Origin of the sequence: Pseudomonas sp. RW10S2, assembly GCF_014268985.1 — a bacterium.
Lineage (GTDB): Bacteria > Pseudomonadota > Gammaproteobacteria > Pseudomonadales > Pseudomonadaceae > Aquipseudomonas > Aquipseudomonas wayambapalatensis.
The window spans coordinates 17624-41142 of sequence record NZ_JABWRO010000028.1 but is presented as its reverse complement, the minus strand read 5'-3'; the positions used below and the strand labels follow the sequence as shown (position 1 = coordinate 41142).

At 57.5% G+C, this 23519-nt stretch carries 22 protein-coding genes and 1 tRNA gene; 20 read left to right on the top strand and 3 right to left on the bottom strand.

The features are described from left to right. The first annotated feature begins 35 nt into the window (after positions 1–35). The 14 genes from HU729_RS08905 (at position 36) to HU729_RS08840 (ending at position 10249) form a co-directional block, all read left to right on the top strand. Entirely contained in the window at positions 36–782 is a 747-nt protein-coding gene (locus HU729_RS08905; RefSeq protein ID WP_186667179.1) for a YebC/PmpR family DNA-binding transcriptional regulator, read from the top strand. A 64-nt stretch (positions 783–846) separates the two neighbouring features. Beyond that, positions 847–1371, top strand: a complete 525-nt coding sequence (gene ruvC / locus HU729_RS08900; protein WP_054891000.1) for a crossover junction endodeoxyribonuclease RuvC — start codon at positions 847–849, stop codon at positions 1369–1371. A gap of 109 nt (positions 1372–1480) precedes the next feature. Beyond that, entirely contained in the window at positions 1481–2098 is a 618-nt protein-coding gene (gene ruvA, locus HU729_RS08895) for a Holliday junction branch migration protein RuvA (protein ID WP_186667178.1), read from the top strand. After that, on the top strand, positions 2095–3141 hold the full coding sequence (ruvB, locus tag HU729_RS08890; RefSeq protein ID WP_054890998.1) for a Holliday junction branch migration DNA helicase RuvB: 1047 nt from the start codon (positions 2095–2097) through the stop codon (positions 3139–3141). The genes ruvA and ruvB overlap by 4 nt, the downstream gene beginning before the upstream one ends. A gap of 125 nt (positions 3142–3266) precedes the next feature. Then, positions 3267–3719, top strand: a complete 453-nt coding sequence (gene ybgC / locus HU729_RS08885; protein WP_186667177.1) for a tol-pal system-associated acyl-CoA thioesterase — start codon at positions 3267–3269, stop codon at positions 3717–3719. A 2-nt stretch (positions 3720–3721) separates the two neighbouring features. Further along, entirely contained in the window at positions 3722–4417 is a 696-nt protein-coding gene (gene tolQ, locus HU729_RS08880) for a protein TolQ (protein WP_054890996.1), read from the top strand. A gap of 14 nt (positions 4418–4431) precedes the next feature. After that, positions 4432–4884 carry a protein TolR gene (gene tolR / locus HU729_RS08875; RefSeq protein WP_012315816.1) on the top strand — a complete coding sequence of 151 codons (453 nt, stop codon included), beginning with the start codon at positions 4432–4434 and terminating at the stop codon, positions 4882–4884. Beyond that, positions 4884–5951: a cell envelope integrity protein TolA gene (tolA, locus tag HU729_RS08870; RefSeq protein ID WP_186667175.1), complete on the top strand. Its 1068-nt coding sequence runs from the start codon at positions 4884–4886 to the stop codon at positions 5949–5951. Before tolR ends, tolA begins: the two co-directional genes overlap by 1 nt. Positions 5952–5977: 26 nt before the next feature. Next, positions 5978–7249 (top strand): Tol-Pal system beta propeller repeat protein TolB, encoded by a 1272-nt coding sequence (gene tolB / locus HU729_RS08865; protein WP_054890993.1) that lies wholly within the window; start codon positions 5978–5980, stop codon positions 7247–7249. A 53-nt stretch (positions 7250–7302) separates the two neighbouring features. Further along, positions 7303–7800, top strand: coding sequence for a peptidoglycan-associated lipoprotein Pal (gene pal / locus HU729_RS08860; RefSeq protein WP_023381906.1), 498 nt, complete (start codon positions 7303–7305; stop codon positions 7798–7800). A gap of 6 nt (positions 7801–7806) precedes the next feature. After that, a complete protein-coding gene (gene ybgF / locus HU729_RS08855; RefSeq protein ID WP_186667174.1) occupies positions 7807–8613 on the top strand; it encodes a tol-pal system protein YbgF in 807 nt (268 codons plus the stop codon). Between the two features lie 160 nt (positions 8614–8773). Further along, positions 8774–9421 (top strand): 7-carboxy-7-deazaguanine synthase QueE, encoded by a 648-nt coding sequence (gene queE / locus HU729_RS08850; protein WP_063546860.1) that lies wholly within the window; start codon positions 8774–8776, stop codon positions 9419–9421. 17 nt (positions 9422–9438) lie between these two features. Continuing rightward, a complete protein-coding gene (queC, locus tag HU729_RS08845; RefSeq protein WP_186667172.1) occupies positions 9439–10113 on the top strand; it encodes a 7-cyano-7-deazaguanine synthase QueC in 675 nt (224 codons plus the stop codon). A 60-nt stretch (positions 10114–10173) separates the two neighbouring features. Further along, a tRNA-Lys gene (locus tag HU729_RS08840) sits at positions 10174–10249 on the top strand. Between the two features lie 545 nt (positions 10250–10794). Here HU729_RS08840 and HU729_RS08835 read toward each other — a convergent pair. After that, positions 10795–11736, bottom strand: coding sequence for an AraC family transcriptional regulator (locus tag HU729_RS08835; RefSeq protein WP_186709583.1), 942 nt, complete (start codon positions 11734–11736; stop codon positions 10795–10797). Between the two features lie 1221 nt (positions 11737–12957). On the opposite strand from HU729_RS08835, the gene HU729_RS08830 reads away from it, so the two are divergent. Both HU729_RS08830 and HU729_RS08825 read left to right on the top strand, forming a co-directional pair. Then, positions 12958–16935, top strand: coding sequence for a YadA-like family protein (locus HU729_RS08830; RefSeq protein ID WP_238348336.1), 3978 nt, complete (start codon positions 12958–12960; stop codon positions 16933–16935). Positions 16936–16957: 22 nt separating this feature from the next. Next, positions 16958–17797 carry an OmpA family protein gene (locus HU729_RS08825; RefSeq protein ID WP_186709578.1) on the top strand — a complete coding sequence of 280 codons (840 nt, stop codon included), beginning with the start codon at positions 16958–16960 and terminating at the stop codon, positions 17795–17797. Between the two features lie 4 nt (positions 17798–17801). On the opposite strand, the gene HU729_RS08820 is transcribed toward HU729_RS08825, so the two are convergent. Both HU729_RS08820 and HU729_RS08815 read right to left on the bottom strand, forming a co-directional pair. Next, entirely contained in the window at positions 17802–18725 is a 924-nt protein-coding gene (locus HU729_RS08820) for an SH3 domain-containing protein (RefSeq protein ID WP_186709577.1), read from the bottom strand. A gap of 52 nt (positions 18726–18777) precedes the next feature. Next, the gene (locus HU729_RS08815) at positions 18778–19131 is read right to left on the bottom strand and encodes a hypothetical protein (protein WP_186667168.1); all 354 of its coding nucleotides are present in this window, start codon (positions 19129–19131) and stop codon (positions 18778–18780) included. Between the two features lie 156 nt (positions 19132–19287). Here HU729_RS08815 and HU729_RS08810 point away from each other — a divergent pair, with 156 nt between their 5' ends. The 4 genes from HU729_RS08810 to HU729_RS08795 all read left to right on the top strand — a co-directional run bounded on the left by HU729_RS08810 (position 19288) and on the right by HU729_RS08795 (position 23516). Then, complete coding sequence (locus HU729_RS08810) at positions 19288–20271, top strand: EAL domain-containing protein (RefSeq protein WP_186709575.1); 984 nt, start codon at positions 19288–19290, stop codon at positions 20269–20271. Positions 20272–20669: 398 nt separating this feature from the next. Then, positions 20670–21881: an N-acetylmuramoyl-L-alanine amidase gene (locus HU729_RS08805; RefSeq protein ID WP_186709574.1), complete on the top strand. Its 1212-nt coding sequence runs from the start codon at positions 20670–20672 to the stop codon at positions 21879–21881. 110 nt (positions 21882–21991) lie between these two features. Beyond that, on the top strand, positions 21992–22870 hold the full coding sequence (locus HU729_RS08800) for a glycosyltransferase family 2 protein (RefSeq protein WP_186667165.1): 879 nt from the start codon (positions 21992–21994) through the stop codon (positions 22868–22870). A 76-nt stretch (positions 22871–22946) separates the two neighbouring features. Beyond that, positions 22947–23516 (top strand): CatB-related O-acetyltransferase, encoded by a 570-nt coding sequence (locus HU729_RS08795; protein ID WP_186709582.1) that lies wholly within the window; start codon positions 22947–22949, stop codon positions 23514–23516. Positions 23517–23519: the final 3 nt, after the last annotated feature.

Sequence of the window (23519 nt, the reverse complement as noted above, 5' to 3'; positions counted from 1 at the left end):
GGAACCTGTTTCTGTTTCAAGGATTTGGAGTCGTTATGGCCGGTCATTCCAAGTGGGCGAACATCAAGCACCGCAAAGAACGCCAGGATGCCAAGAGAGGCAAGATCTTCACTAAGTGGATTCGCGAACTGACCGTCGCTGCCAAGCAGGGTGGTGGTGATCCGGCCTCCAATCCCCGGCTGCGGTTGGCGCTGGACAAGGCGCTGGGTGCCAACATGAGCCGCGATATCATCGATCGTGCGGTCGCGCGCGGGGCCGGCACCAACGAAAGCGACAACGTCGAAGAGCTCAGCTACGAGGGTTACGGTCCCGGTGGCGTGGCGATCATGGTCGAGGCCATGACCGACAACCGCAACCGCACAGCAGCAGCTGTGCGCCATGCGTTCACCAAGTGCGGCGGCAACCTCGGTACCGATGGCTCGGTGGCCTATCTGTTCGAGCGCAAGGGGCAGATCAGCTTTGCGCCGGGCGTCGATGAAGAAGCGCTGATCGAAGCGGCCATGGAAGCCGATGCCGATGATGTGGTTGGCAATGACGATGGCTCCTTCGACGTCTTCACGTCCTTCAACAGCTTCTACGCCGTGCGCAATGCGCTGGAAGAGGCGGGCTTCAAGGCCGCCGACGCAGAAATCGTCATGCAGCCGACCACCAGCGCCGAGCTGGACCAGGACGGCGCAGAGAAGGTGCTCAAGCTGATCGATATGCTCGAGGACCTGGACGACGTGCAGAACGTCTACTCCAATGCGCAGATATCCGACGAGATCATGGAAAAACTCGGCTAAGGTTCTCCTTGGTCTTCAGGGTCTCTTCGCGGGCCAGTGAAATGTGTAAAGAACCGCAGGCTTTATGACGCTGATTCTTGGTATCGACCCCGGCTCGCGAATCACCGGTTATGGTGTGGTGCGCCACACGCCGCGGGGGTGCGAGTACGTGGCCTCCGGTTGCATCCGCACGGGGGGCGGCGAGTTGCATGAGCGGCTGCAGATCGTGTTTCGCGGCGTCAGCGAGGTGATTCGCCTGCATGGCCCCGTCACCATGGGCATCGAGCGGGTGTTCATGGCGCGCAATGCCGATTCGGCGCTCAAGCTTGGCCAGGCCCGTGGTGCAGCCATCGTCGCCGCCGCCGAGGCGGGCCTGGAGATCGCCGAATACACGGCCAGCCAGGTCAAGCAGTCAGTGGCCGGTACGGGCGGGGCGAACAAGGATCAGGTCATGCTGATGGTCATGCACCTGCTCAAGCTGACGCAGAAGCCGCAGATCGACGCCTCCGACGCCCTGGCCATCGCCCTGTGCCACGCCCATACACGCTCCAGCCTGGTGCCCCACGGCCTGGCCACTGCACGCCGGCGCGGTGGGCGCTTGCGTCTGTAACAGCTTCATGCCCTGATACACATTTTGTCCGGGTGACACGCTCACCCGCCGCATTTGCTGATAGGGTTGTCCGGTCACCGACCAGACGCCCGAGAGAAAGGATCCGAACGTGATTGGACGTTTGCGTGGCACCCTGGCGGAAAAACAACCGCCGCACCTGATTATCGATGTCAATGGCCTGGGTTATGAGCTGGAGGTGCCGATGACGACGCTGTACCGCCTGCCCAAGGTCGGCGAAGCGGTGACGCTGCACACCCATCTGGTGGTCCGCGAAGATGCCCACCTGCTCTATGGCTTCTTCGAGAAGCGCGAGCGTGAACTGTTCCGCGAGCTGATCCGCCTCAATGGCGTCGGCCCGAAGCTGGCTCTGGCGTTGATGTCGGGCCTCGAGGTCGATGAGCTGGTGCGCTGCGTGCAGGCCCAGGATGCGTCGGCTCTGGTGCGCGTACCGGGCGTTGGCAAGAAGACCGCCGAGCGCCTGCTGGTCGAGCTCAAGGACCGTTTCAAGGCTTGGGAAACCTCGCCGGCGATGTTCACCCTGGTGTCTGATGGCCCACTGCCGGTGGCCAGCACCTCCAGCGCCGAAGCCGATGCGGTCAGCGCCCTGATTTCGCTGGGCTACAAACCGCAGGAAGCGAGCAAGGCAGTGTCGGCGATCAAGGACAAGGCAAACATGAGCAGCGAGGAGCTGATTCGCCATAGCCTCAAAGGGATGATCGTCAAGTGATCGAAGCCGACCGCCTGATCGCCGCCAGCGGGCGCGACCGCGAAGAGGTCCAGGACCGCGCCATTCGCCCGTTGAGCCTGGACGAGTACATCGGCCAGCCGGTGGTGCGCGAGCAGATGGGCCTGTTCATCCAGGCCGCCCGTGGCCGCAACGAGTCCCTCGATCACACCTTGATCTTCGGTCCGCCCGGTCTGGGCAAGACCACCCTTGCCAATATCATCGCCCACGAGATGGGGGTTTCGGTCAAGAGCACGTCCGGCCCGATCCTCGAGCGTCCGGGTGATCTGGCGGCGATGCTGACCAATCTCGAGCCGCACGACGTGCTGTTCATCGATGAAATCCATCGCCTCTCGCCAGTGGTCGAGGAGGTGCTCTACCCGGCGATGGAGGACTTCCAGCTCGACATCATGATCGGTGAGGGGCCTGCCGCACGCTCGATCAAGCTCGACCTGCCGCCGTTCACCCTGGTTGGTGCGACCACCCGGGCCGGGATGCTCACCAACCCGCTGCGTGACCGTTTCGGCATCGTCCAGCGCCTGGAGTTCTACAGCAACCAGGACCTGGCGACCATCGTCAGCCGGTCGGCGAACATCCTGGGGCTTGCCATCGAAGACAAGGGCGCTTTCGAGATCGCCCGTCGCGCCCGCGGTACGCCGCGGATCGCCAACCGCCTGCTACGCCGCGTGCGTGACTACGCCGAGGTGCGTGCAAAGGGCCAGATCACCAAGGAGATCGCCGACAAGGCGTTGAACCTGCTGGATGTCGACGAGCGCGGTTTCGACCATTCCGACCGGCGCCTGCTGCTGACCATGATCGAGAAATTCGATGGCGGACCGGTCGGTGTGGACAACCTGGCGGCTGCGATCAGCGAAGAGCGGCACACCATCGAGGATGTCCTCGAGCCGTACCTGATCCAGCAGGGCTACATCATGCGTACACCGCGTGGCCGCGTGGTCACCCGTCACGCCTACCTGCATTTCGGCCTGAACATTCCGGGGCGCTTTGCAGAGGGCGGAGAATTTTCTGATCCTGACGATGAGTGACAGATCGAATTGGGGTTTTCGTGGTCCTAGCGCTGGCACTTTGCGATAGCGCTGGCAATACGACATTTCCCCTGAAAAAACAGTTGCCGGGGCGGATTGGCAAGCTGAGGAGTAAGCACTAGAGTATGCGCGCGCAAAATCGGCAGGACCCGTTCGCTCACCGTTGTCGCGTCTATTACGAGGATACTGACGCAGGCGGGGTGGTGTACTACGTCAACTACCTGAAATTCATGGAACGTGCGCGCACCGAGAGGTTGCGGCACCTGGGGTTTTCCCAGTCCGAGCTGGCGGAACAGAATCTATTGTTCGTCGTCCACTCCAGCGAGGCGCGCTACCACGCGCCGGCACGGTTGGACGATGCGTTGCGGGTAACCGCACAAGTACTTGAATTGAATCGCGCCAGCCTGCGCTTCGTGCAGCAGGTCTGGCGGGAAACGGATGAAACACTGCTTTGCGAAGGGCAGTTCCTGGTGGCCGCCGTGCGCGCCGACACTTTCAAACCCCGGGCCATTCCCCCTGAACTGCGCGACGCTTTCATGGCGGACGGCATGGGTACTCAATCGAACGCAGGAGAATAAGCGTGGAAGCAAACGTCGTCGACCATACCTCCATGTGGAGCCTGGTCGCCAATGCCAGTGTGGTGGTTCAACTGGTGATGCTGACTCTCGTGGCAGCCTCGGTGACCTCTTGGATCATGATCTTCCAGCGCAGCACCATGCTGCGCGCCGGTCGTCGTGCGCTGGACGCGTTCGAAGAGCGTTTCTGGTCGGGCATCGACCTGTCCAAACTGTATCGCCAGGCCGGCAGCAACCCTGATCCGGATTCGGGTGTCGAGCAGGTCTTCCGCGCCGGCTTCAAGGAGTTTTCGCGCCTGCGCCAGCAGCCGGGCGTCGACCCTGATGCGGTCATGGAAGGGGTGGGGCGCGCCATGCGTGTGGCCATCTCCCGCGAGGAAGAGAAACTCGAGCAGAGCCTGCCGTTCCTGGCTACCGTCGGTTCCACCAGCCCGTATATCGGTCTGTTCGGTACCGTATGGGGCATCATGAACTCCTTCCGTGGCCTGGCCAGCGCCCAGCAGGCCACCCTTGCCACCGTGGCGCCCGGCATTGCCGAGGCACTGATCGCCACCGCGATCGGCCTGTTCGCCGCGATCCCGGCAGTCATCGCCTACAACCGTTTCGCTGCACGCAGCGAAACACTGATCGGTCGCTACTACACGTTCGCCGATGAGTTCCAGGCGATCCTGCACCGCAAAGTACACACCAGCGAAGAGTGATCAGGTAGACATCCATGGCCCGAGTTCGCCACAAACGCAAGCCGGTCGCCGAGATGAACGTGGTGCCCTACATCGACGTGATGCTGGTGCTGCTGGTCATCTTCATGGTGACCGCACCCATGCTCAACCAGGGCGTGAAGGTCGACCTGCCCAAGGTTTCCAGCGAAGCCTTGCCGCAGGACAACAACGTCCAGATCCTCACCATCTCGATCAAGGCCGACAAAACCTACTACTGGAACCTCGGTAGCGAAGTCGATACCGACAAGCAGATGGACAAGGCGATGACCCTGCCGGAAATGACCAGCGCGGTGACCAAGATCATTGCTGCCGGCCGTGACCAGGGCAAACAGACCCAGGTGTTTATCCGGGGTGACAAGGCCGTCGACTACGGCGCGGTCATGGGCGCCATGGGCGGGTTGCAGAAAGCCGGTGTCGGTAACGTTGGCCTGATTACCGAGGCGCCCTGATGCAACAGCGAGAGCCATCTGCCTCGGAAAGCTACTTCTGGCCCAGCGTCTGGGCCATTGGCCTGCATGTGCTGGTGTTCGGCCTGCTGTTCGTCAGCTTCGCCATGACCCCCGAACTGCCGCCTTCCAAGCCTATCGTCCAGGCTACGCTCTATCAGCTCAAGTCCAAGAGTCAGGCGACCACCCAGACCAATCAGAAGATTGCCGGGGAAGCCAAGAAAACGGCTTCACGCCAGACTGAAGTCGAGCAGATGGAGCAGAAGAAGGTCGAGCAGGAAGCTGTGAAGGCCGCGGAACAAAAGAAAGCCGACGCCGCTCAAAAGGCCGAGGAAGCCCGCGAAGCCGCCGAGGCTAAGAAAGCTGAAGACGCCGCCAAGGCTGCGGAAGCGAAGAAAGCCGCCGAGCAGAAGAAGGCCGAGGAAGCGAAGAAGCAGCAAGCGGATATCGCCAAGAAGAAGGCCGAGGAAGAGGCCAAGAAGCAGGCTGAGGAAGAAGCCAAGAAAGCGGCCGCCGAGGAGGCGAAGAAGAAAGCCGCCGAAGACGCCAAGAAAAAAGCAGCCGAGGACGCCAAGAAGAAAGCAGCGGCGGCCGAGGAAGCGAAGAAGAAGGCAGCCGAAGAGGCGAAGAAGAAAGCCGCTGCGGATGCACAGAAGAAAAAGGCACAGGATGCGGCCCGCAAGGCGGCTGAAGACAAGAAGGCTCAGGCCCTGGCCGAGTTGCTGTCCGACACCACCGAGCGTCAGCAGGCACTGGCCGATGAGCAAGGCGACCAGGTGGCAGGTGATTTCGACGACCTCATCCGCATGCGTGCGGCCGAAGGTTGGGCGCGTCCGCCATCCGCGCGCAAGGGCATGACGGTAGTCCTGCAGATCAACATGCTGCCGGACGGCACGATCACCAATGTGAGCGTGGCCAAGTCCAGTGGCGACGGTCCGTTCGACAGCTCGGCCGTGGCCGCGGTGAAGAACATTGGCCGGTTGACTGAAATGCAGGGCTTGAAGCCGAACGAGTTCAATCCGTATCGTTCGTTCAAGATGACATTTACACCTGAGGATCTAGCGTTGTGATTAAACGTCTGAGAGGACTGCTGGTCATGCTCTGCTGCGTGGCAGGCATGGCCGTGGCAGAGGAAAAGAACATCCTGGTCACCAGCGGCAGCGACCGGGCCACGCCCATCGCGGTAGTGCCGTTCGGTCTGCAGGGTGGCAGCGTGCTGCCGGAAGACATGGCCGACATCATCGGCAACGATCTGCGCAACTCCGGCTACTACGCGCCCATCCCGCGGCAGAACATGATCAGCCAGCCGACCCAGGCCAGCGAAGTCATCTTCCGCGACTGGAAGGCGCTGGGTGCCCAGTACGTGATGGTCGGTAGCATCGTGCCGTCCGGTGGTCGCCTGCAGATCAGCTACGCGCTGTTCAACGTTGCAACCGAGCAACAGGTGCTGACCGGCAGTGTCGGTGGTGGCGTCGATCAGTTGCGCGACATGGCGCACTACATCGCCGACCAGTCGTTCGAGAAGCTCACCGGTATCAAGGGTGCGTTCTCCACTCGCATGCTGTACGTGACTGCCGAGCGATTCTCGACCAACAACACCCGCTACACCCTGCAGCGTTCCGACTATGACGGTGCCCGTGCAGTGACGCTGCTGCAGTCGCGCGAGCCCATCCTGTCGCCGCGTTTTGCACCTGATGGCAAGCGTATCGCCTATGTCTCGTTCGAGCAGAAGCGTCCACGTATCTTCGTCCAGCACATCGACACCGGTCGCCGCGAGCAGATCACCAACTTCGAAGGCCTTAACGGTGCACCAGCCTGGTCGCCCGATGGCAATCGTCTGGCGTTCGTGCTGTCCAAGGACGGCAACCCGGACATCTATGTGATGAACATGGGGTCGCGTCAGATCAGCCGTGTCACTGCAGGTCCTGGTATCAATACCGAGCCGTTCTGGGGCAAGGATGGCAACACGCTGTACTTCACTTCCGACCGTGGTGGCAAGCCACAGATCTACAAGACTTCGGTAGGTGGCGGTGGCGCCGAGCGTGTGACCTTCGTTGGCAACTACAATGCCAACCCGAAACTGTCGGCGGATGAAAAGACCCTGGTTATGATTCATCGCCAGGAAGGTTTCACCAACTTCAAGGTGGCTGCTCAGGACTTGCAACGGGGAAGTGTAAAGATTCTTTCTGAAACGAGTCTTGATGAGTCTCCCACTGTTGCGCCTAACGGCACCATGCTAATCTACGCCACCCGCCAGCAGGGCCGGGGAGTCTTGATGCTCGTGTCGCTTAACGGCCGTGTGAGGCTCCCACTTCCTACCGCTCAAGGCGAAGTCAGAGAACCGTCCTGGTCCCCCTACCTGAACTGATTGCGGCGTAACAATTTTGCTTAACACACTGGGGTTTCATTAGGAGTTTCACGATGGAAATGCTGAAGTTTGGTAAATTCGCTGCGCTGGCTCTGGCCATGGCCGTAGCTGTAGGTTGCTCCTCCAAGGGCGGTGACAACGCTGGCGAAGGCGCTGTTGACCCGAACGCTGGCTACGGTGCAAACACCGGCGCTGTTGACGGTTCCCTGAGCGAAGAAGCCGCCCTGCGCGCAATCACCACCTTCTACTTCGAATACGACAGCTCGGATCTGAAGCCAGAAGCCATGCGCGCCCTGGACGTTCACGCCAAGGACCTGAAAGCCAACGGCAACCGTGTTGTTCTGGAAGGTAACACCGACGAGCGCGGTACCCGCGAGTACAACATGGCTCTGGGCGAGCGTCGTGCCAAGGCCGTTCAGCGCTACCTGGTTCTGCAGGGCGTTTCCCCTGCTCAGCTGGAACTGGTTTCCTACGGCGAAGAGCGTCCAGTTGCTACCGGCAACGACGAGCAGTCCTGGGCTCAGAACCGCCGCGTAGAACTGCGTAAGTAAGTTCTTATGCGTATGTGCCGTCGTGTTGTAACCGTCCTCGCCCTCAGCCTGCCGCTTTCTGCGTGGGCTGCGGTTCCTGTAGTTGATGACAACGGAGGCAGCTATCCGCCTTCGGGTTATGGCACGAGCGGCGCCTATGCCGGGGCAGGGGCTTCGGCCCCTGCTTCTGCACAGGGTCAGTTGTTCATGCAACTGCAACAGATGCAGGACCAGATTTCCCGTCAGCAAGGCATCATCGAAGAGTTGCAGAACGATGTGTCGCGCATGAAGCAGGAAAACCTGGAGCGTTACCAGGATCTGGACCGCCGTATCAACAGTGGTGCCGCGCCAGCCGCTACACCCGATAATTCCTCCACCGGTGGCGCATCCGACGCCGCAGGTGCCGCTGCAGGCGCAAGCGCTGCGCAGCAACCGGCCGCCAGTGGCGAGCCGGCCGATCCGGCGAAAGAAAAGCTGTTCTACGATGCTGCTTTCGATCTGATCAAACAGAAAGACTTCGACAAGGCCAGCCAGGCCTTCAGTGCCTTCCTGCGCAAGTACCCCAACAGCCAGTACGCCGGCAACGCGCAGTACTGGCTGGGTGAGGTCAACCTCGCCAAAGGCGACCTGCAAGGTGCCGGTCAGGCCTTCGCCAAGGTCAGCCAGTTGTACCCCAAGCACAGCAAGGTGCCTGACTCGTTGTACAAGTTGGCCGATGTCGAACGTCGCATGGGCCACACCGACAAGGTCAAGGGTATCCTGCAGCAGGTCATCACCCAGTACCCCGGCACCTCTGCCGCGCAACTGGCCCAGCGAGACCTGCAGAAGCTCTAAACTGCATCGCTTGAAAGAAACCCGCGCCTGGCGCGGGGTTTTTCGTTAGAATCTCTGCCCTTTTTTCGTAAACACGCTGCTGCGGATAACGCTATGTCGAGTCTGCAGCAGTGCCTGACGGAGGCGGTCAGCCTGTATAGCTGTCACGCCCGTGGCGACCATGCAAGACACATTACGTATCACCGAAGTCTTTTACTCGTTACAGGGTGAAACGCGAACGGCTGGCTTGCCCACCGTGTTCGTGCGCCTGACCGGTTGCCCCCTGCGCTGCCAGTACTGCGACAGTGCCTATGCATTCAGTGGTGGCACACTGCGTACCCTCGACGACATTCTCGAGCAGGTTGCAGGTTTTCGCCCGCGCTATGTCTGCGTCACTGGCGGCGAACCGTTGGCCCAGCCCAACGCATTGCCTTTGCTTGAGCGCCTGTGCGATGCGGGCTATGAGGTTTCGCTGGAGACCAGCGGCGCGCTCGACATCTCTCGGGTGGACACGCGGGTCAGTCGCGTGGTCGACCTCAAGACCCCAGGTTCGGAAGAGGTTCACCGTAACCGCTACGAGAACATCGAACACCTGACGAGCAATGATCAGGTCAAGTTCGTCATCTGCTCCCGTGAGGACTACGACTGGGCAGTGTCCAAGCTGATCCAGTACAACCTCGAAGAACGGGCAGGTGAAGTCCTGTTCTCGCCCAGCCACCATCAGGTGAGCGCCAGCGACCTGGCCGACTGGATCGTCGCCGACAACCTGCCCGTGCGCTTCCAACTGCAACTGCACAAGTTGCTGTGGAACGACGAACCGGGCCGCTGATCAAGAGAGTGAATGACATGACTGAAAAACGTGCGGTAATCCTGCTGTCTGGCGGTCTGGACTCGGCCACTGTGGTCGCCATGGCCAAGGCCGAGGGCTACAGTTGCTACACCATGAGCTTCGATTACGGCCAGCGCCATCGCGCTGAGCTCAACGCAGCTGCGCGGGTGGCTCGCGATCTGGGCGTGGTCGAGCACAAGGTCATTGGCTTGAACCTCGATGGTATTGGCGGTTCGGCCCTCACCGACAGCAGTATCGATGTGCCTGAAGCACCTACCGAGGGTATTCCGGTCACCTACGTACCGGCGCGCAATACCGTATTCCTGTCGTTGGCGCTGGGCTGGGCAGAAGTGCTGCAAGCTCGTGACATCTTCATTGGCGTCAACGCTGTTGATTATTCGGGTTACCCCGATTGCCGCCCGGAGTTCGTCGAGGCCTTCGAGCGCATGGCCAACCTGGCTACCAAGGCGGGGGTGGAAGGTCAGGGGTTCCGCATCCAGGCGCCACTGCAGAACCTGAGCAAGGCGCAAATCGTCGAGGCCGGTATTGCCCGTGGGGTGGACTACAGCCTCACAGTATCCTGTTACCAGGCCGACGACGATGGCCGTGCCTGCGGCAAGTGCGATAGCTGCCGCCTGCGTGCTGAAGGCTTCAAGGCTGCCGGGATCGCTGATCCAACACGTTATTTTTGAAAATAATGCGATGGGGTGTTGATTTTCTCTGAGAAATCAGTAGTATACGCGCCATCCAACGGGTCGTTAGCTCAGTTGGTAGAGCAGTTGGCTTTTAACCAATTGGTCGTAGGTTCGAATCCTACACGACCCACCATATTCAGAGAAATACACGATGTACTAGGAAAGCGTGCTTAGCAGTCACTTTCTGTCATCCATATGAAGTGATGCTTCAGCGTGACTTTATATGAAATAGCCTGCCGCTTTCGGTGGGCTTTTTTGTTTATGGGTCAAAAAGTCAAAGGCATAGTGCATACTTGACCCGTCACAACTCAAATGACTGCCGATAGACCGTTGGGGCTGCGGGCTCTCCTTTCTTCATCGCATGCAGCGCTTCTTCACGTTGTCGAAGAGCGTTTTCATGGCAACGAGTTTCCAAGCTGTGCGCGACACATAAAATTGTACAGGTTGCAACGTCTGATATTGAAGCAGCATGCGTGGGCGTTTAGGTCGACGTCCTCAATAAAAACACTCGATTAGTGAATTCGGCCAGTGCATCGGATAGGTTGCATTCATTGGGCGCGATAGTGTTTTCACGTATCGATAGTACAGGCGATCAGTGGCTCTTTGTATTCTGAAATTAATAGTTATATCGCTCGTTTTCTATAATTTTCATGGCGGTTTTTTCGTGGCGCCAAACGGTTATCGCGCTTTTCGGCCGGCATACTTACTGTGTAGGTCTTTTAGATTCATGGCGTCACGTTTAGGGTTTATATTAAATGTTCGCAAGTATTCTCGACTGAACTGTGAAGGGCTTTCATAACCTACTTCATAAGCTGCCTCCGCCACACTTTTGGACTCAGATACCATTAGGCGTCGCGCCTCCAAAAGGCGTAAATTTTTCTGGTACTGTAGAGAAGTCGTCGATGTCGCAGCTTTGAAGTTTTTGCGAAAAGAAGAGGGGCTCATCTTTGCCACTTCGGCCAACTGTTTAATTGAAAGCTTTTTATTAAAGTTTTCTCTCAAAAACTCGATGGCTTTTGTGAGGCGCTGCATTTGGCTGTCTGGTATAGCGAGCTTACAGAACTCACTAGCGTAGGCTCCGTCTAGGAACCAGCAATATAACTCTTTCATCAGTGAAGGATAAAGAATCGGAAGTGAACTGGGGCGATCCAATAAATTTATCAGGCGCAGCAAACAATCTAAAAACATATCATCAAGCTTGACAACGAATGCACACGATTCGACGGGGTCACAAGAAGAAGATACTGCATCGAATTTCGCCACGACTTCGGCAACGTCGTCTTTATCAATATCCAGGGTTATGCCGATGAATGGCAAGCTCGGTGTCGCTTCGGCAATTCGTCCGCTAGCGGGTAACTCCATACTGACGACCAGGCACTCCAGCGCATGATAGTCGAGCATGTTTTCTCCAAAGAGAATCTGTTTAGAGCCTTGTAGCACCACACAAAGTTGGGGTCGATAAACTTGGCTTACCGGCATAACTTTTGCAAAAGTGCGGTGGAGGTTAAAGCCATCAATGCGTGTTGGGAAAATACCTTCGCCGCTGCCCTGGCTGTCGATGTAATTATTGACTTTCGAAAGCAAAAGGTCGATTTTTTTTTCATCTATAAGACCTACCATCACACGCCCCTCCGAAATCCAAACCTGTCAGCCAAGCCTGCCAACTCTCAAATTTGATACCAGTGCATCAGCTCGATAGGGCAGCACACCAGTCTATCTTGGCGCCACGGCCTTCAAAACACTGCTCGCTTAACTGCCTTCGATTTCCTCCAAGCCTACTAGCCCATGAGCTCAAAGCGCTTAGCACTGTTGGCCGCTATAGAGGAACTGTACCAAGGTACCGACCTCTTGATGAAGGTCATAATAGGCAAATTTTTTATCAGCTCTGGAAAAAAAATATTTAGAACAGGGTGCAGAATGCTGCTGTACAAACCCTACCTTATTGTTGCGTAAGTGGCAAACTTGTCTCCGAGTTCAGTCTGGCGGCTGAGTGGTGGATTATTGCTGTGGCTGGAAGGTGAGCAAGGGTTTAATTCAGGTGCATCTAAAGTCTTAAGAATTTCCGCCCCGTTGTCCAAGTCTGGAGGGACCATGAATCATATTTTTCGAGTCGTGTGGAGTACTGCATTGGGGCGACTTGTTGTTACGTCCGAGCATGCCGTGTCGCGGCGCTCTACAAGCAAATGTAGGGTGGCAGCAGTGGGTATCTATCTTCCTTTATTATGTGGCATGCCGGACTCCTCATCTGCGTATGAAGCAGGCGGGGGGGACGACTGTAATGGATCACCTACGAGGATCGCTATCGGTAGTAGTGCTACGGGTTGTAATGATAATGCCATTGCTATCGGTAGTGGCTCCGGCGCTTCGGGTGGTTCTGCCATCAGTCTAGGTGTCAACACGCGATCAACGGGATCTTTTTCATTGGCCATCGGTTCTGGTACACAAGCCACAGCTGATAACGCTTTTGCATTCGGGTCTGGATCGATGGCATCCGCCGCTAATACGGTTGCGATAGGACGTCTGGCAAGTGCTTCAGTGAGGGGGGGGAGTGCGCTTGGCGATAGAGCCAATGCCTCCGGTGTCATGGCTCTGTCTCTCGGTTCTTATTCTCAAGCGACTGCAGATCGCTCAATTGGATTGGGCTATAGCTCAAACGCGAGTGGCCCCGACTCATTCGCCGCGGGAAACAATGCGGCAGCCTCAGGCAGCCAATCGATAGCTTTGGGAGCAAACTCGGCAGCCACGTTCAATGGCGATATTGCCTTAGGTGATGGCGCCATGGCGTCGGGCTCCGACAACTACTCAGCTATCTCTATAGGGCGAGCATCGAGCGCGGTAGGGATGGATGCCATCGCTTACGGAAACTCTGCTAATGCTTCGGCAGACTATGCCATGGCAGTTGGAAACCTCTCAGCGGCAAGTGGTGAAGCCTCGTCTGCCTTCGGCACAGGCTCGAACGCCAGTGGAAGTTATTCCCTGGCGGCTGGCAGCAATTCGGAAGCAACTAGCCATTTGTCGACTGCTGTAGGTAATAATGCTCTGGTCATTGGGGAAGGCTCTTCGGCTTTTGGCCATGGTGCAACCGTCGGTATGCGAGACGGCGATGGCAATGACACTGCAGCTGATTTCGCGTTGGCCGTAGGCAGTAATGCGAGCGCCACTGCAACTGATGCGTCGGCAGTTGGAAACAACGCGACGGCTAGTGGAGAGGGATCTTCAGCATTCGGCTCTGAATCGCTGGCAAGTCAGCTATCGACGACCGCTATGGGTAGTGGTGCTCGTGCGCGCGCTGTGGGCAGCTCTGCGTTCGGTTCAGGCGCAGTAGCCGATGGTGAGAATTCCCTTGCCATAGGTGGCTCATCCTCATCTCAAGGCGCCAGGTCCATAGCTGTAGGCTATGGCTCTATCGCGACAGCTGCTGACGCGATTTCACTGGGTTATTTTTCCATCGTTGCGGGCCAGGGCTCTTTGAGTATTGGCACCGGTAACCAAGTTATCGGGGAGCGTTCAGGTGCAATCGGTGACCCCAGCTATGTAACGGGTAATGGGACCTATACGCTAGGTAATGATAACGGCAGTCCCAGCGCGGCCATCGCCGCCGATGATGCCGGTATTTTCGGTAATGGAAACTTTCTCGGCGATAACGCTACGGGTAGCCGCATCATCGGCAACAGTAATGGCACCGAAGATACCCCCATCAATGTCGCCGACGCTTTCATACTGGGGAACAATGCTTCAGTCACGGTGGCGAACAGCGTAGTACTAGGTTCGAACTCCATCGCCAACGGCAACACCCTCGGGGATTCACCCTTCCAGCCGCTGGATGCCGCTGGTAATACCATCGAGGTCGCAGGAACGGCACCGGTGGGGGAGGTTTCAGTCGGTGCAGCCGACAGTGAGCGGCGTATCACCAACGTTGCGGCAGGGTCGGCAGATACTGATGCCGTCAACGTTTCCCAGCTCTCCGCCGTCAACGAGAAAGCGGATTACGCGAGTCAAGGCTTTAATCTCGGTGTGAACGGGAGCAGCACAAGTAATGTTGCACCAGGTGAGGCTGTACGTTTTTTCGACGGCGCCAATATCGAACTTACCCAAGACGGCGCCAATATCACTATCGCGACCGCCCCAGACATCTCCATCGATAGTCTGTCGATCAATGGTGGTGGACCTTCTATCGACGCCAGCGGTATCGATATGGGCGGCAACACCATAACCGCGTTGGGTGACGGTGCCGTCAATGCGGATAGCACCGATGCCATCAACGGAAGCCAGCTATTCGGACAGGCCAGCAACCTAGGCAACATCATCGGTGGCAACACGACGATCAATCCGGACTCGGGCGAGATCTCCACGTCGAACCTGGGTGGAACTGGCGAAGACACTATCAATGGTGCGATTGGCGCTATCAATACCGCTGCCAACGCCGGCTGGAACTTGAGCGATGCTGAGGGTAACACCGCCAACATCGGTCCGAATGGCGGCGTGACTTTCTCCGGCGACGATAATCTTGAGGTGACGCAAACTGGCGAGGACGATAGGGGTCAGGTCGCCATCCGACTCAATCGCAATCTTGACCTCAACAGCGTCACGACCGGCAATAGCCGACTGGATGATGCCGGCTTGGAGGTAACCGCTATTAGTGACAGTGGCGATGTCACTAGCACAACGGTAGTCACCAGCGCTGGCGTCAATGTGAGCGGTGGCGAGGGTCGCGGTGGGAGCGCATTGACTCAAACTGGCCTGACCGTAGCGTCTGTGGAAGTCGATGGGGAGGGCAATCCGCTCAGCGCGGTAACCGTTGCTGCCGATGGCATTGATATGGGAGGAAGCACCATTACCGCATTGCGGGATGGGGCAGTCAATGCAAACAGCACCGAGGCCATCAATGGAAGCCAGCTATTCCGCCACGCCGCCAATGTCGGGGACATCATTGGTGGCAATACGACCATCGATCCGAACACGGGTGAAATTATCACTTCTAACTTGGGGGGCACGGGTGAAGACACCATCGATGCCGCATTGGCCAAGACTAGTAATGCGGCGAATGCAGGTTGGAACGTTACAGATGACTATGGTAACGCCGCTAACATCGGTCCGAACGGAAGCGTTGCCTTCACAGGTGACAACAACCTGAGTGTTGAACAAGTTGGTGATGATAACGACGGACAGGTTGCCATCAGGCTCAATCGGAACTTAGAGCTCGATAGTGTGACCCTACCCGGAGGCCTTAGTATCAACGCCGATGGGATCGATATGAATGGTCAAACTATCTCCAATCTTGGCGATCCTACTGCGCGGGGGGACGCCGTAAATCTGGCTTACTTCGATCGCAATCGTACGCGCTATTACAGCGTCAATGATGGTGGAGAAGAAGGCGGTAACTACGATAACAACGGAGCTACCGGCCGCGGCGCGATTGCCGTCGGTGTCGACGCCCAGGCCAGAGCCGAAAACGCGATTGCCATCGGTAGAGGAGCAACAGTAGGCACCAGCAATGGCATTGCTTTGGGCGCGGACTCGATCTCAGAGGAAGCGATCGCGACGGAAGGCAGCATGATTGCAGGGCAAATGTACACTTATGCTGGCTCGGCACCGGTCGGAAACGTGAGTTTGGGCTCTGCGGGAAAAGAGCGGACGCTGACAAATATTGCCGCTGGGCGCGTGACTTCCGAAAGCACAGACGCCGTGAATGGAAGCCAGCTATATGCAACCAATCAGGCTGTGGCAGCCGTACAGGATGATGTTTTCAGGGCACAAACTGATATCACAGCGCTCGATGGGCGTGTCACCAGCGTCGAGGGTAACATCACCAACTTGAGTGGAGACATCGAGCGCCTGGGTGACCAGGCCGTGCAGTACAGCACCAATGAAGATGGTAGCGTCGATTACAGCTCTGTCGAACTCAAGGGAGAAGGCGGAACAACCATCGGTAATTTAGCCGCTGGCGACATTGCCGAAAACAGCCGCGAGGCCGTCAATGGCAGTCAGCTTTGGGAAATGCAGAACGCCATTACTGATATCAACCAAGGTGGCAGCCGTTATTTTAGAGCGAACGCCGATGGCCCAGCCGCGCAGGCCAACGGCGCGAATAGTGTTGCCTCAGGGCCCAGTAGCGTCGCCAATGGTGACAACAGCGTTGCTATGGGTAACGGTGCGGTCGCCGAGGCAGAAGGCAGTATCGCGCTTGGAGCAGGCTCACGCGCCACCCGCGCAGGCATGAACGGTGCTGAGGAAGCCTTTTCCGGCCATAGCGTTGCATCGACTCAGGGCGCGGTTTCAGTCGGCAGCGAGAATAAAGAGCGTCAGATTACTAATGTGGCCGGCGGTACCGAGGCAACCGATGCAGTCAATGTTCGCCAATTGAGCTCGGTGCAGGCCGGGGCGGTGAATTACGACCGTCACGTAGATGGCAGTGTCAACTATAGCTCGGTCACGATGGGTCAAGCGGGCTCACCGACGCGGGTCCATAACGTCGCGTCGGGCGAGGCCGATACGGACGCGGCCAATGTAGGGCAGCTCAGGGCGATGGATCAAAATTATCGTCGCCAGATCGATGGGCTTGGAAGAAAGATCGACGATGTCAAAGATCAGGCCAATGCCGGTACGGCAAGCGCCCTGGCTGCGGCTGCCATTCCTCAAGCAACTATCGCGGGTAAAAGCATGATCGCCGTGGGCGGGGGAACGTATCAGGGAGAATCGGCAGTCGCTGTCGGCTTTTCCTGGCTATCGGATAACGGTCGGTGGACGACGCGTTTAAACCTCACGGGAGATACGCAAAACCACGCAGGCGCGGCTGTAGGCGTCGGCTTCCACTGGTAATCGAGACAAGGGGCCCTAAACCATGTCGATTCAACGGCATATTCGTTACGCAACCACCCTGGTGATGCTGGGGTGGGCCACCGTCGGCTGCTCAAGCGCAACGATTCAACAGCAAGAGCAAGAGTCGGTCTCTCCTCAAAAAAAGGCCATCGTCTTTCCCGATATGAAGAGTGCTTGGCAAACGCAAGGTAGTTATCCCAATTTGGCTAACCTTCGAACACTGCGTGACGGCATGAGCAAAGACCAGGTCTATGATTTACTGGGTCGCCCTCATTTTGATGAAGGCATGTTTGGAGAACATGAGTGGAACTTCATATTCCATATGCCCGATTACTTGGGGCGTTATCGAACCTGCCAATATCAGCTGCATTTTGATGATGATATGCTCGTGGATGGGCGATACTGGAAGGAGGGCGAGTGCGCGCGATCACTCGCGGAAGAAACGTCCGAGGATACGCGTGTCTCGGTCAGTGCCGATGCTTTATTTGACTTCGATAGTGACGCGCTTAGCCCGCAAGGCGAGCGCGAAATCGATGAGGTCGCATCGTGGGTCTTACAAGGGATGGCGGACGGATCATCGGTCGTCGTTATCGGGCATGCGGATCGACTAGGAGATGAAACCTATAACCAGTTACTCTCGGAGCGTCGGGCCGTAACTGTACGTCGTGCACTGATCAAGCGTGGCATTCGTGAGGATCGAATCTCATCATGGGGGGAAGGAGAGCGCCGGCCTGTCCAGCAGTGTTCAGAGGCCGCTTCGATAGGGGGGCAGCGTGCCTGCCTCGCGCCAAATCGTCGAGTCGATATTCAAATAACGGGTCATAGGGCGCGAAGATCGCACACCCCTTTAACAATCCAATAAGTCATTAATCCAGCAGTGACGAGGAGACCCACCCCAGTTGCTGGCTCGATTCAAGATAGACCTGCGTCCACCCCTGTCCCTCGCCCAAAACCGGAAGAGTCTGACCTCGCATCACTTGTGCAATTACCTTATAGGCCGTCGAGTTGCCCAATCGGATATTTGCAGTTTCGGTGGTCACTTGCTGACGTGGAAGGTGTGCGAGGTAAGTCTCTATGTTTTTTTGAGCTTCAGTGTTCCCTTGAGAAGCTGACATGGCAAACCAGAAAATCGCCCAGGCGTAGTCTTGCGGAACGCCCTTTCCTAAAGCGTACATTCTTCCCATATTGTTTTGACCATAAGAATCCCGAGCACGAGCCGCTCGCAAATACCACTGTGCAGCTAGCGTATCGTTTTTATCTAGACCATTTCCGGATTCATAGAGACTGCCCAAGTTATTTTGCGCTGCGGCGATCCTGTTTTGTGCCGCAAATCGATAATAAAAGATTGCTTTAGGTAAATCCCTTGCGACGCCAGCGCCAGCGTAGTAGAGATGGCCAAGCAAGAAAGCTGATTCGGCATCGCCCGAGTCAACCGCACGCTGCAGCCACCTCGCAGCCTGCCAAGGGTCTGGCTCCTGCCCATCGAGGCCCTGTAGATAGATTTTTGCCACATATCTTTGCGCTTCAACGTCACCACCATGAGCCGCAAGGGAGTACCACTTTTTCGCCAGATCAAACTGGCGTGGTACACCTTGTCCCCGTTCGTACATTTGTGCTAGTCGAAGCTGGGACCGAACTTCGCCTTCTTCGGCAGATTGCCGCCACTCATAAATCGCGGAAGCAAAGTTTTTCAGACGGTATTCGGACGCTCCTCTGTTATAGTCGGCTAGCGCGTGGTCGGGAAGTATCAAATAAATTAAGGCGGAGGTACTGATGGCGAAAAATTTCATAAGGTTATTTCATATTTGTGGATACTAAAAAATGGTCTTTTGTGTTGGGGGTTTATTTTTCGTGCGATGAAGGGAATTTTTCAGGTGCTTTGCTATCGCGCTGAATGCCTGTCAACGCACTGATACGTGCGTGTGTCATGATGCAAACAACACCCGCAGGATTCTCAAATATCGGGTAGTTGGTGTTGCAATACAGTGCTACAGAGTTAAGGACATTGTATGCTCGTGTTGTTAAGTCTGGCTGAGTAATTCTAGCCATGAAGAGCTGCCCCTCCGTGCACGCAAGAGCCTGTTTATCAGTCGTGGCCACGCAGATTTTTGCTTGATCCACTTTCGGGTCACGATCTGAGCTTTCACAGCCGAACGTCAGTATGGCCACTAATGGAAGAAGTACGTAGTTTTTCATGGGTTCCCTTACCTGGATAAGTCTGTCAACAGTCTGTTTAAATAGTTGTCAAAAAACACGGGATCGAAGGAGCGCATAAAATATTCAAAAGTAGCTCAAGGTAAAAAGCAAGTTTATTTTTGTATTTACAGTGAGGGGCTTGGAACTTTCTGGTGGATGACGTTTCAGGCAAATTTTTTATCATTGCTGGCATGTATTGGCTTTGGCAGTGGGTGGTCGTTGAATATAAGAAAAAGTATGATGGCGAGGCTGATCATCAATATCAGCTTCTCGGCTGGCTCCACGCAGGAACTTGAAATGTTCATCGCACTTCCGACTCTGCTCTCTGACGGAGAACCCACGCGTTCTTCTTTGTTCATGTCGGCGACCCAGTGCGTTGATACTGTAGGCATCCGCGCGGGACTATGCCGTCGCGAATTCCGGGCCTATGCTCAGCCTAAGTTCGATTTACATAGTCGGGTGGTGCACAGCGTGGAAGTTCTTGCGCGCTGGCAGCATCCCCAGTATGGCTTACTGCCTCCAGCGGCATTTATAGCCACGATGACCCGCGAACAGTTGCTGGATGATTTGTTCAGCGAGCTGCTGGAGCAGAGCCTGGCTTGCCAGATAAGACTCCATCGGCAGGGTTGGGAGCTGGGTTTTTCCTTGAACCTCAGTCTGCACCAACTGGCCACTCATGCTTTGTTTGATCGCTTGATCACGCGCCTGATGCAGCATCCGTTGCCGCTATCCTCGGTGACCCTAGAGATCACCGAGGACGCACCTGCTGTTCTTGCGCCTGATATCCGTCAGCGCCTCATGTGCCTGAAGACGATTGGTGTGCGCCTATCGATGGATGACTTCGGCACGGGGTACTCCTCGCTGTGGCGGCTCAGCGAAATCCCGTTCGAGGAACTCAAGTTGGCGGGGGAGTTCACTCGACAGCTCGAAGGTTCACCTCGCGCGCGTACGATTGTCCGCAATGCGTTGACGCTGGCAGAAGATTTGCATATGGAACTGATCGTCGAAGGCATCGAAACTCAGGAGCAGCGTTCGCTCCTGCTGGAACTCGGTGCCAATCACGGCCAGGGTTATTTCTGCGCCAAGCCCATGTCGATGGAATCACTGGTTATATGGCTGAAACGTCTGCAAAGATCCTAGCCCACGTTTAGGTTCAGCAGATCAGGCCCAACGGCGTTTCCCTAGGGTCTGTATGAAAAGCCTTGAGACGAAGGTCAGGCAAGGCGAAAACAGCCGAGGAACGGCCGGGGTCGCGCTCGACTTTACGGGTTGTAAATGAGCATTCCGACCGGGCTGGCGCACCAGGCTGTTTTCAACGCAGAATCACCGAGTATCAGGGTTTTTCATACAGACCCTAGGGCCTTCATGGAAAGTCTTGAGACGCTTCTTCGTCTGTGTCTCCGTAGTCCGTACCTGGTTTAACCAACGCGTGCAGATCCGGTGAGCGTGACAAACGGGAAAGCCTTGCAAATGACTTTAAAATGTTATGTTATAACCTTAATTGTAATCAGCTTTTGTCGACACGAGTGCCCTCCGCCATGGACAGACGCACCTTCCTGCAGCTGCTGTTTGCCGGCTGCACCTTGCCTGTCAGCCGCCTGGTGCTGGCCAATACCGCCGAGCAGGTTCGCGGTGCAGTATTGCGCCAGGGGGCAGAAGGCACGACCCTGCTGCTGGACCTCAGTGGCCCGATACCCGCTCGCACCTTCACCCTGGAAGCGCCACCGCGACTGGTTCTTGATCTGCAAGGCGCGGGGCTGGCGACTTCGCTTGATGGGCTGGCCCTCAAGGGCACGCCGATCAAGGCAATTCGCAGTGCAGCGACTGCAGACGGCGGCTTGCGCATTGTGCTGGACCTGCGCTCACCGGGAATTTCCGGCGAGTTGCAGACGCTCGCCCGCGGTCGGCAGTTGGCCCTGCGTCTTGGCGGATTGCCAGTTGCGGCCGCAGTGCCGACGGGCAAGACTGTCGGGAATATGGCACCGCCGCAGGGGCGTGACCTGTTGATCGTGATCGATGCCGGTCACGGCGGCAAGGACCCAGGTGCCGTCGGCAGTGGCGGTGAGCAGGAAAAGCTTGTAGCACTGGCCATCGCCCGCCTGCTGGCGCGACGCATCGATGCGCAGAAGGGCTTCAAGGCGCGCCTGGTGCGCAATCAGGACGTGTTTATCCCGCTGCGCAAACGTGCCGAAATGGCCCAACGGCTGAACGCCGACCTGTTCATTTCCGTGCATGCCGACGCGGCGCCGAGGCGCACCGCATCCGGTGCCTCGGTGTTCGCCCTGTCCGAGCATGGTGCTACTTCGACAGTGGCGCGCTGGATGGCACAACGCGAGAACGATGCCGATTTCGTCGGGGTATCCAGCGTGTTGAAAAAACCACCCAAGGACCCGGTGGTGGCAGGTGTGCTGCTGGACATGTCGATGAATGCGACCATCTCCACCAGCCTGGACCTGGGGCATTCGGTGCTTGGCCAGCTCGAAGGCGTGGCCGGTCTGCATCAGGCCCGGGTGGAGCAGGCGGGTTTCGCGGTGCTCAAGTCGCCCAGCGTGCCTTCGATCCTGGTGGAGACTGGCTTCATGTCCAATGCCCGGGATTGCCAGCGGCTGCAGGATCCTCGTCACCAGCGCAAGGTCGCCGAAGCTATTTTCGCCGGGCTCGACAAGCACTTTCGCAGGCGCGCCCCCGATGGCAGCTACCTGGCCGCGCTCGCCGCGTACCGCCTGGCCGAGCCTGGCGCCCAAGGCTGAAGCGGGCCGCTTCGAGAACGCAGCGGGCTTGCGTATACTGTGCGCCTTTACGGTCATGGGCTGAACCCTGCGACCCGCTCACGGATCGCGCACAGAGGCTTGCCAGTACGATGACGCAAGGATGGACTTCCACCACTGAGGCACCGTTGATCTCGGTCGTCGCCCCCTGCTACAACGCCGAGAAGTACCTGGAGGCGGCACTGGCGAGCATCTTTGCCCAGGACTACCCGAACTTCGAAGTCATCATCGTCGACGACGGCTCCAGCGACCGAAGCGTCGAGATGCTCCGCGCGTTGCAATCGACCTACGATTTCACCTTGCTGACCCAGGCCAACCAAGGGGTCAGTGGTGCGCTCAATACCGGCCTGCAGCATGCCCGTGGGGTCTATGTCTCGACCCCCGATCTCGACGACATCATGCTGCCGAACTCCCTGAGTGTTCGCGCCGCCTACCTGGACGCCCACCCAAAGGTCGGTTGTGTCGGTGCGTTGATCGTCTACATGGACACCGAAGGCCGCGACATCAAGGCGCAGCAACGCACCGAAATCAAGACCTTCGATTTCGCCGAGATCCTGCGTGACGCAGTGGTCGTCGGCGCGCCCGGCTCGCTGTACCGGATGGAAGCGATGCGCGCGGCTGATTTCTACGACCCGGCCATCAAGGTCCAGGATTTCCAGATGACCTTGCGCATTGCTGCCCAGGGTTACGAGATCCACGAGCTGCCGGTGTGCGTCACACGCTACCGCCGCCACCCCAACAACCTGTCGCGCAAGTTCAAGGTGCTGCTGGAGGCCGATCTCAAGGCCATCGCGCCCTACCAGCAGTATCCGGGCTATGCCCGTGGGCGCTCGGTGCTGGTGCACAAGGCGCTCAAGTATGCCGTGGTCGCCGACAAGGCCTACGCCTGGGATCTGCTGCGCAGCATTCCCCTGCGCCACTACAACAAGACCACCCTCAAGCGCATCAAGCGCCTGATGTTCCACCGTTGATGCCGATCTAGGAGCGCCTGCCGTGAAATTCTTCAGGAACCTGGCCGAGCGCCGCGAACGCAAGCGTCTGCGGGCGATGGACAAGCTTGAGCGCGTATCTGAAAAAATCCGCATGCGTTATCCACGATACAGTGTTGGCGTGGGCAGTTATGGCGTGCCAGAGGTCACAGAGTTCGGTGAGGACTCTGTGTTGCGTATTGGCAGCTACAGCTCCATTGCCGCTGGCGTGCAGATTCTGCTAGGGGGGGAGCATCGCGCCGATTGGGTCAGCAGCTATCCCTTTCCTGCCATGGTTGAGGGGCTGGAAGACATTACCGACTACGATCGCAGCAAGGGCGACGTGGTGATCGGCAGCGACTGCTGGATCTGCACCAATGCGGTGATCCTTTCCGGAGTCACCATCGGCCACGGCGCCATCGTTGCCGCCGGGGCGATGGTCACCCGCGATGTACCGCCATTTGCGGTGGTTGGTGGCAACCCGTGCAAGTTCATCCGCTGGCGCTTCGACGAGCCGGTGCGTGAAGCCTTGCTGGAGGCGGCCTGGTGGGACTGGCCGATGGAAGAGGTCAAGCAGGTGGCGCGCATGCTCAGTAGCGCTGACCTGGACGCCTTCCTCGGATACGCCAGAGCCCGTCAGGGCCGCTGAGGC

Excerpts from the sequence above, each read along its gene's own strand:
- HU729_RS08835 (WP_186709583.1), bottom strand. The coding sequence starts at position 11,736 with ATGGTAGGTCTTATAGATGAAAAAAAAATCGACCTTTTGCTTTCGAAA.
- HU729_RS08800 (WP_186667165.1), top strand. The coding sequence starts at position 21,992 with ATGACGCAAGGATGGACTTCCACCACTGAGGCACCGTTGATCTCGGTC.
- HU729_RS08820 (WP_186709577.1), bottom strand. The coding sequence starts at position 18,725 with ATGAAATTTTTCGCCATCAGTACCTCCGCCTTAATTTATTTGATACTT.
- tolB (WP_054890993.1), top strand. The coding sequence starts at position 5,978 with ATGCTCTGCTGCGTGGCAGGCATGGCCGTGGCAGAGGAAAAGAACATC.
- HU729_RS08830 (WP_238348336.1), top strand. The coding sequence starts at position 12,958 with ATGGATGCCATCGCTTACGGAAACTCTGCTAATGCTTCGGCAGACTAT.
- tolR (WP_012315816.1), top strand. The coding sequence starts at position 4,432 with ATGGCCCGAGTTCGCCACAAACGCAAGCCGGTCGCCGAGATGAACGTG.
- queC (WP_186667172.1), top strand. The coding sequence starts at position 9,439 with ATGACTGAAAAACGTGCGGTAATCCTGCTGTCTGGCGGTCTGGACTCG.
- pal (WP_023381906.1), top strand. The coding sequence starts at position 7,303 with ATGGAAATGCTGAAGTTTGGTAAATTCGCTGCGCTGGCTCTGGCCATG.
- HU729_RS08805 (WP_186709574.1), top strand. The coding sequence starts at position 20,670 with ATGGACAGACGCACCTTCCTGCAGCTGCTGTTTGCCGGCTGCACCTTG.
- tolA (WP_186667175.1), top strand. The coding sequence starts at position 4,884 with ATGCAACAGCGAGAGCCATCTGCCTCGGAAAGCTACTTCTGGCCCAGC.
- HU729_RS08795 (WP_186709582.1), top strand. The coding sequence starts at position 22,947 with ATGGACAAGCTTGAGCGCGTATCTGAAAAAATCCGCATGCGTTATCCA.
- queE (WP_063546860.1), top strand. The coding sequence starts at position 8,774 with ATGCAAGACACATTACGTATCACCGAAGTCTTTTACTCGTTACAGGGT.
- HU729_RS08825 (WP_186709578.1), top strand. The coding sequence starts at position 16,958 with ATGTCGATTCAACGGCATATTCGTTACGCAACCACCCTGGTGATGCTG.
- ruvC (WP_054891000.1), top strand. The coding sequence starts at position 847 with ATGACGCTGATTCTTGGTATCGACCCCGGCTCGCGAATCACCGGTTAT.
- ybgF (WP_186667174.1), top strand. The coding sequence starts at position 7,807 with ATGCGTATGTGCCGTCGTGTTGTAACCGTCCTCGCCCTCAGCCTGCCG.
- HU729_RS08810 (WP_186709575.1), top strand. The coding sequence starts at position 19,288 with ATGACGTTTCAGGCAAATTTTTTATCATTGCTGGCATGTATTGGCTTT.
- HU729_RS08905 (WP_186667179.1), top strand. The coding sequence starts at position 36 with ATGGCCGGTCATTCCAAGTGGGCGAACATCAAGCACCGCAAAGAACGC.
- HU729_RS08815 (WP_186667168.1), bottom strand. The coding sequence starts at position 19,131 with ATGAAAAACTACGTACTTCTTCCATTAGTGGCCATACTGACGTTCGGC.
- ybgC (WP_186667177.1), top strand. The coding sequence starts at position 3,267 with ATGCGCGCGCAAAATCGGCAGGACCCGTTCGCTCACCGTTGTCGCGTC.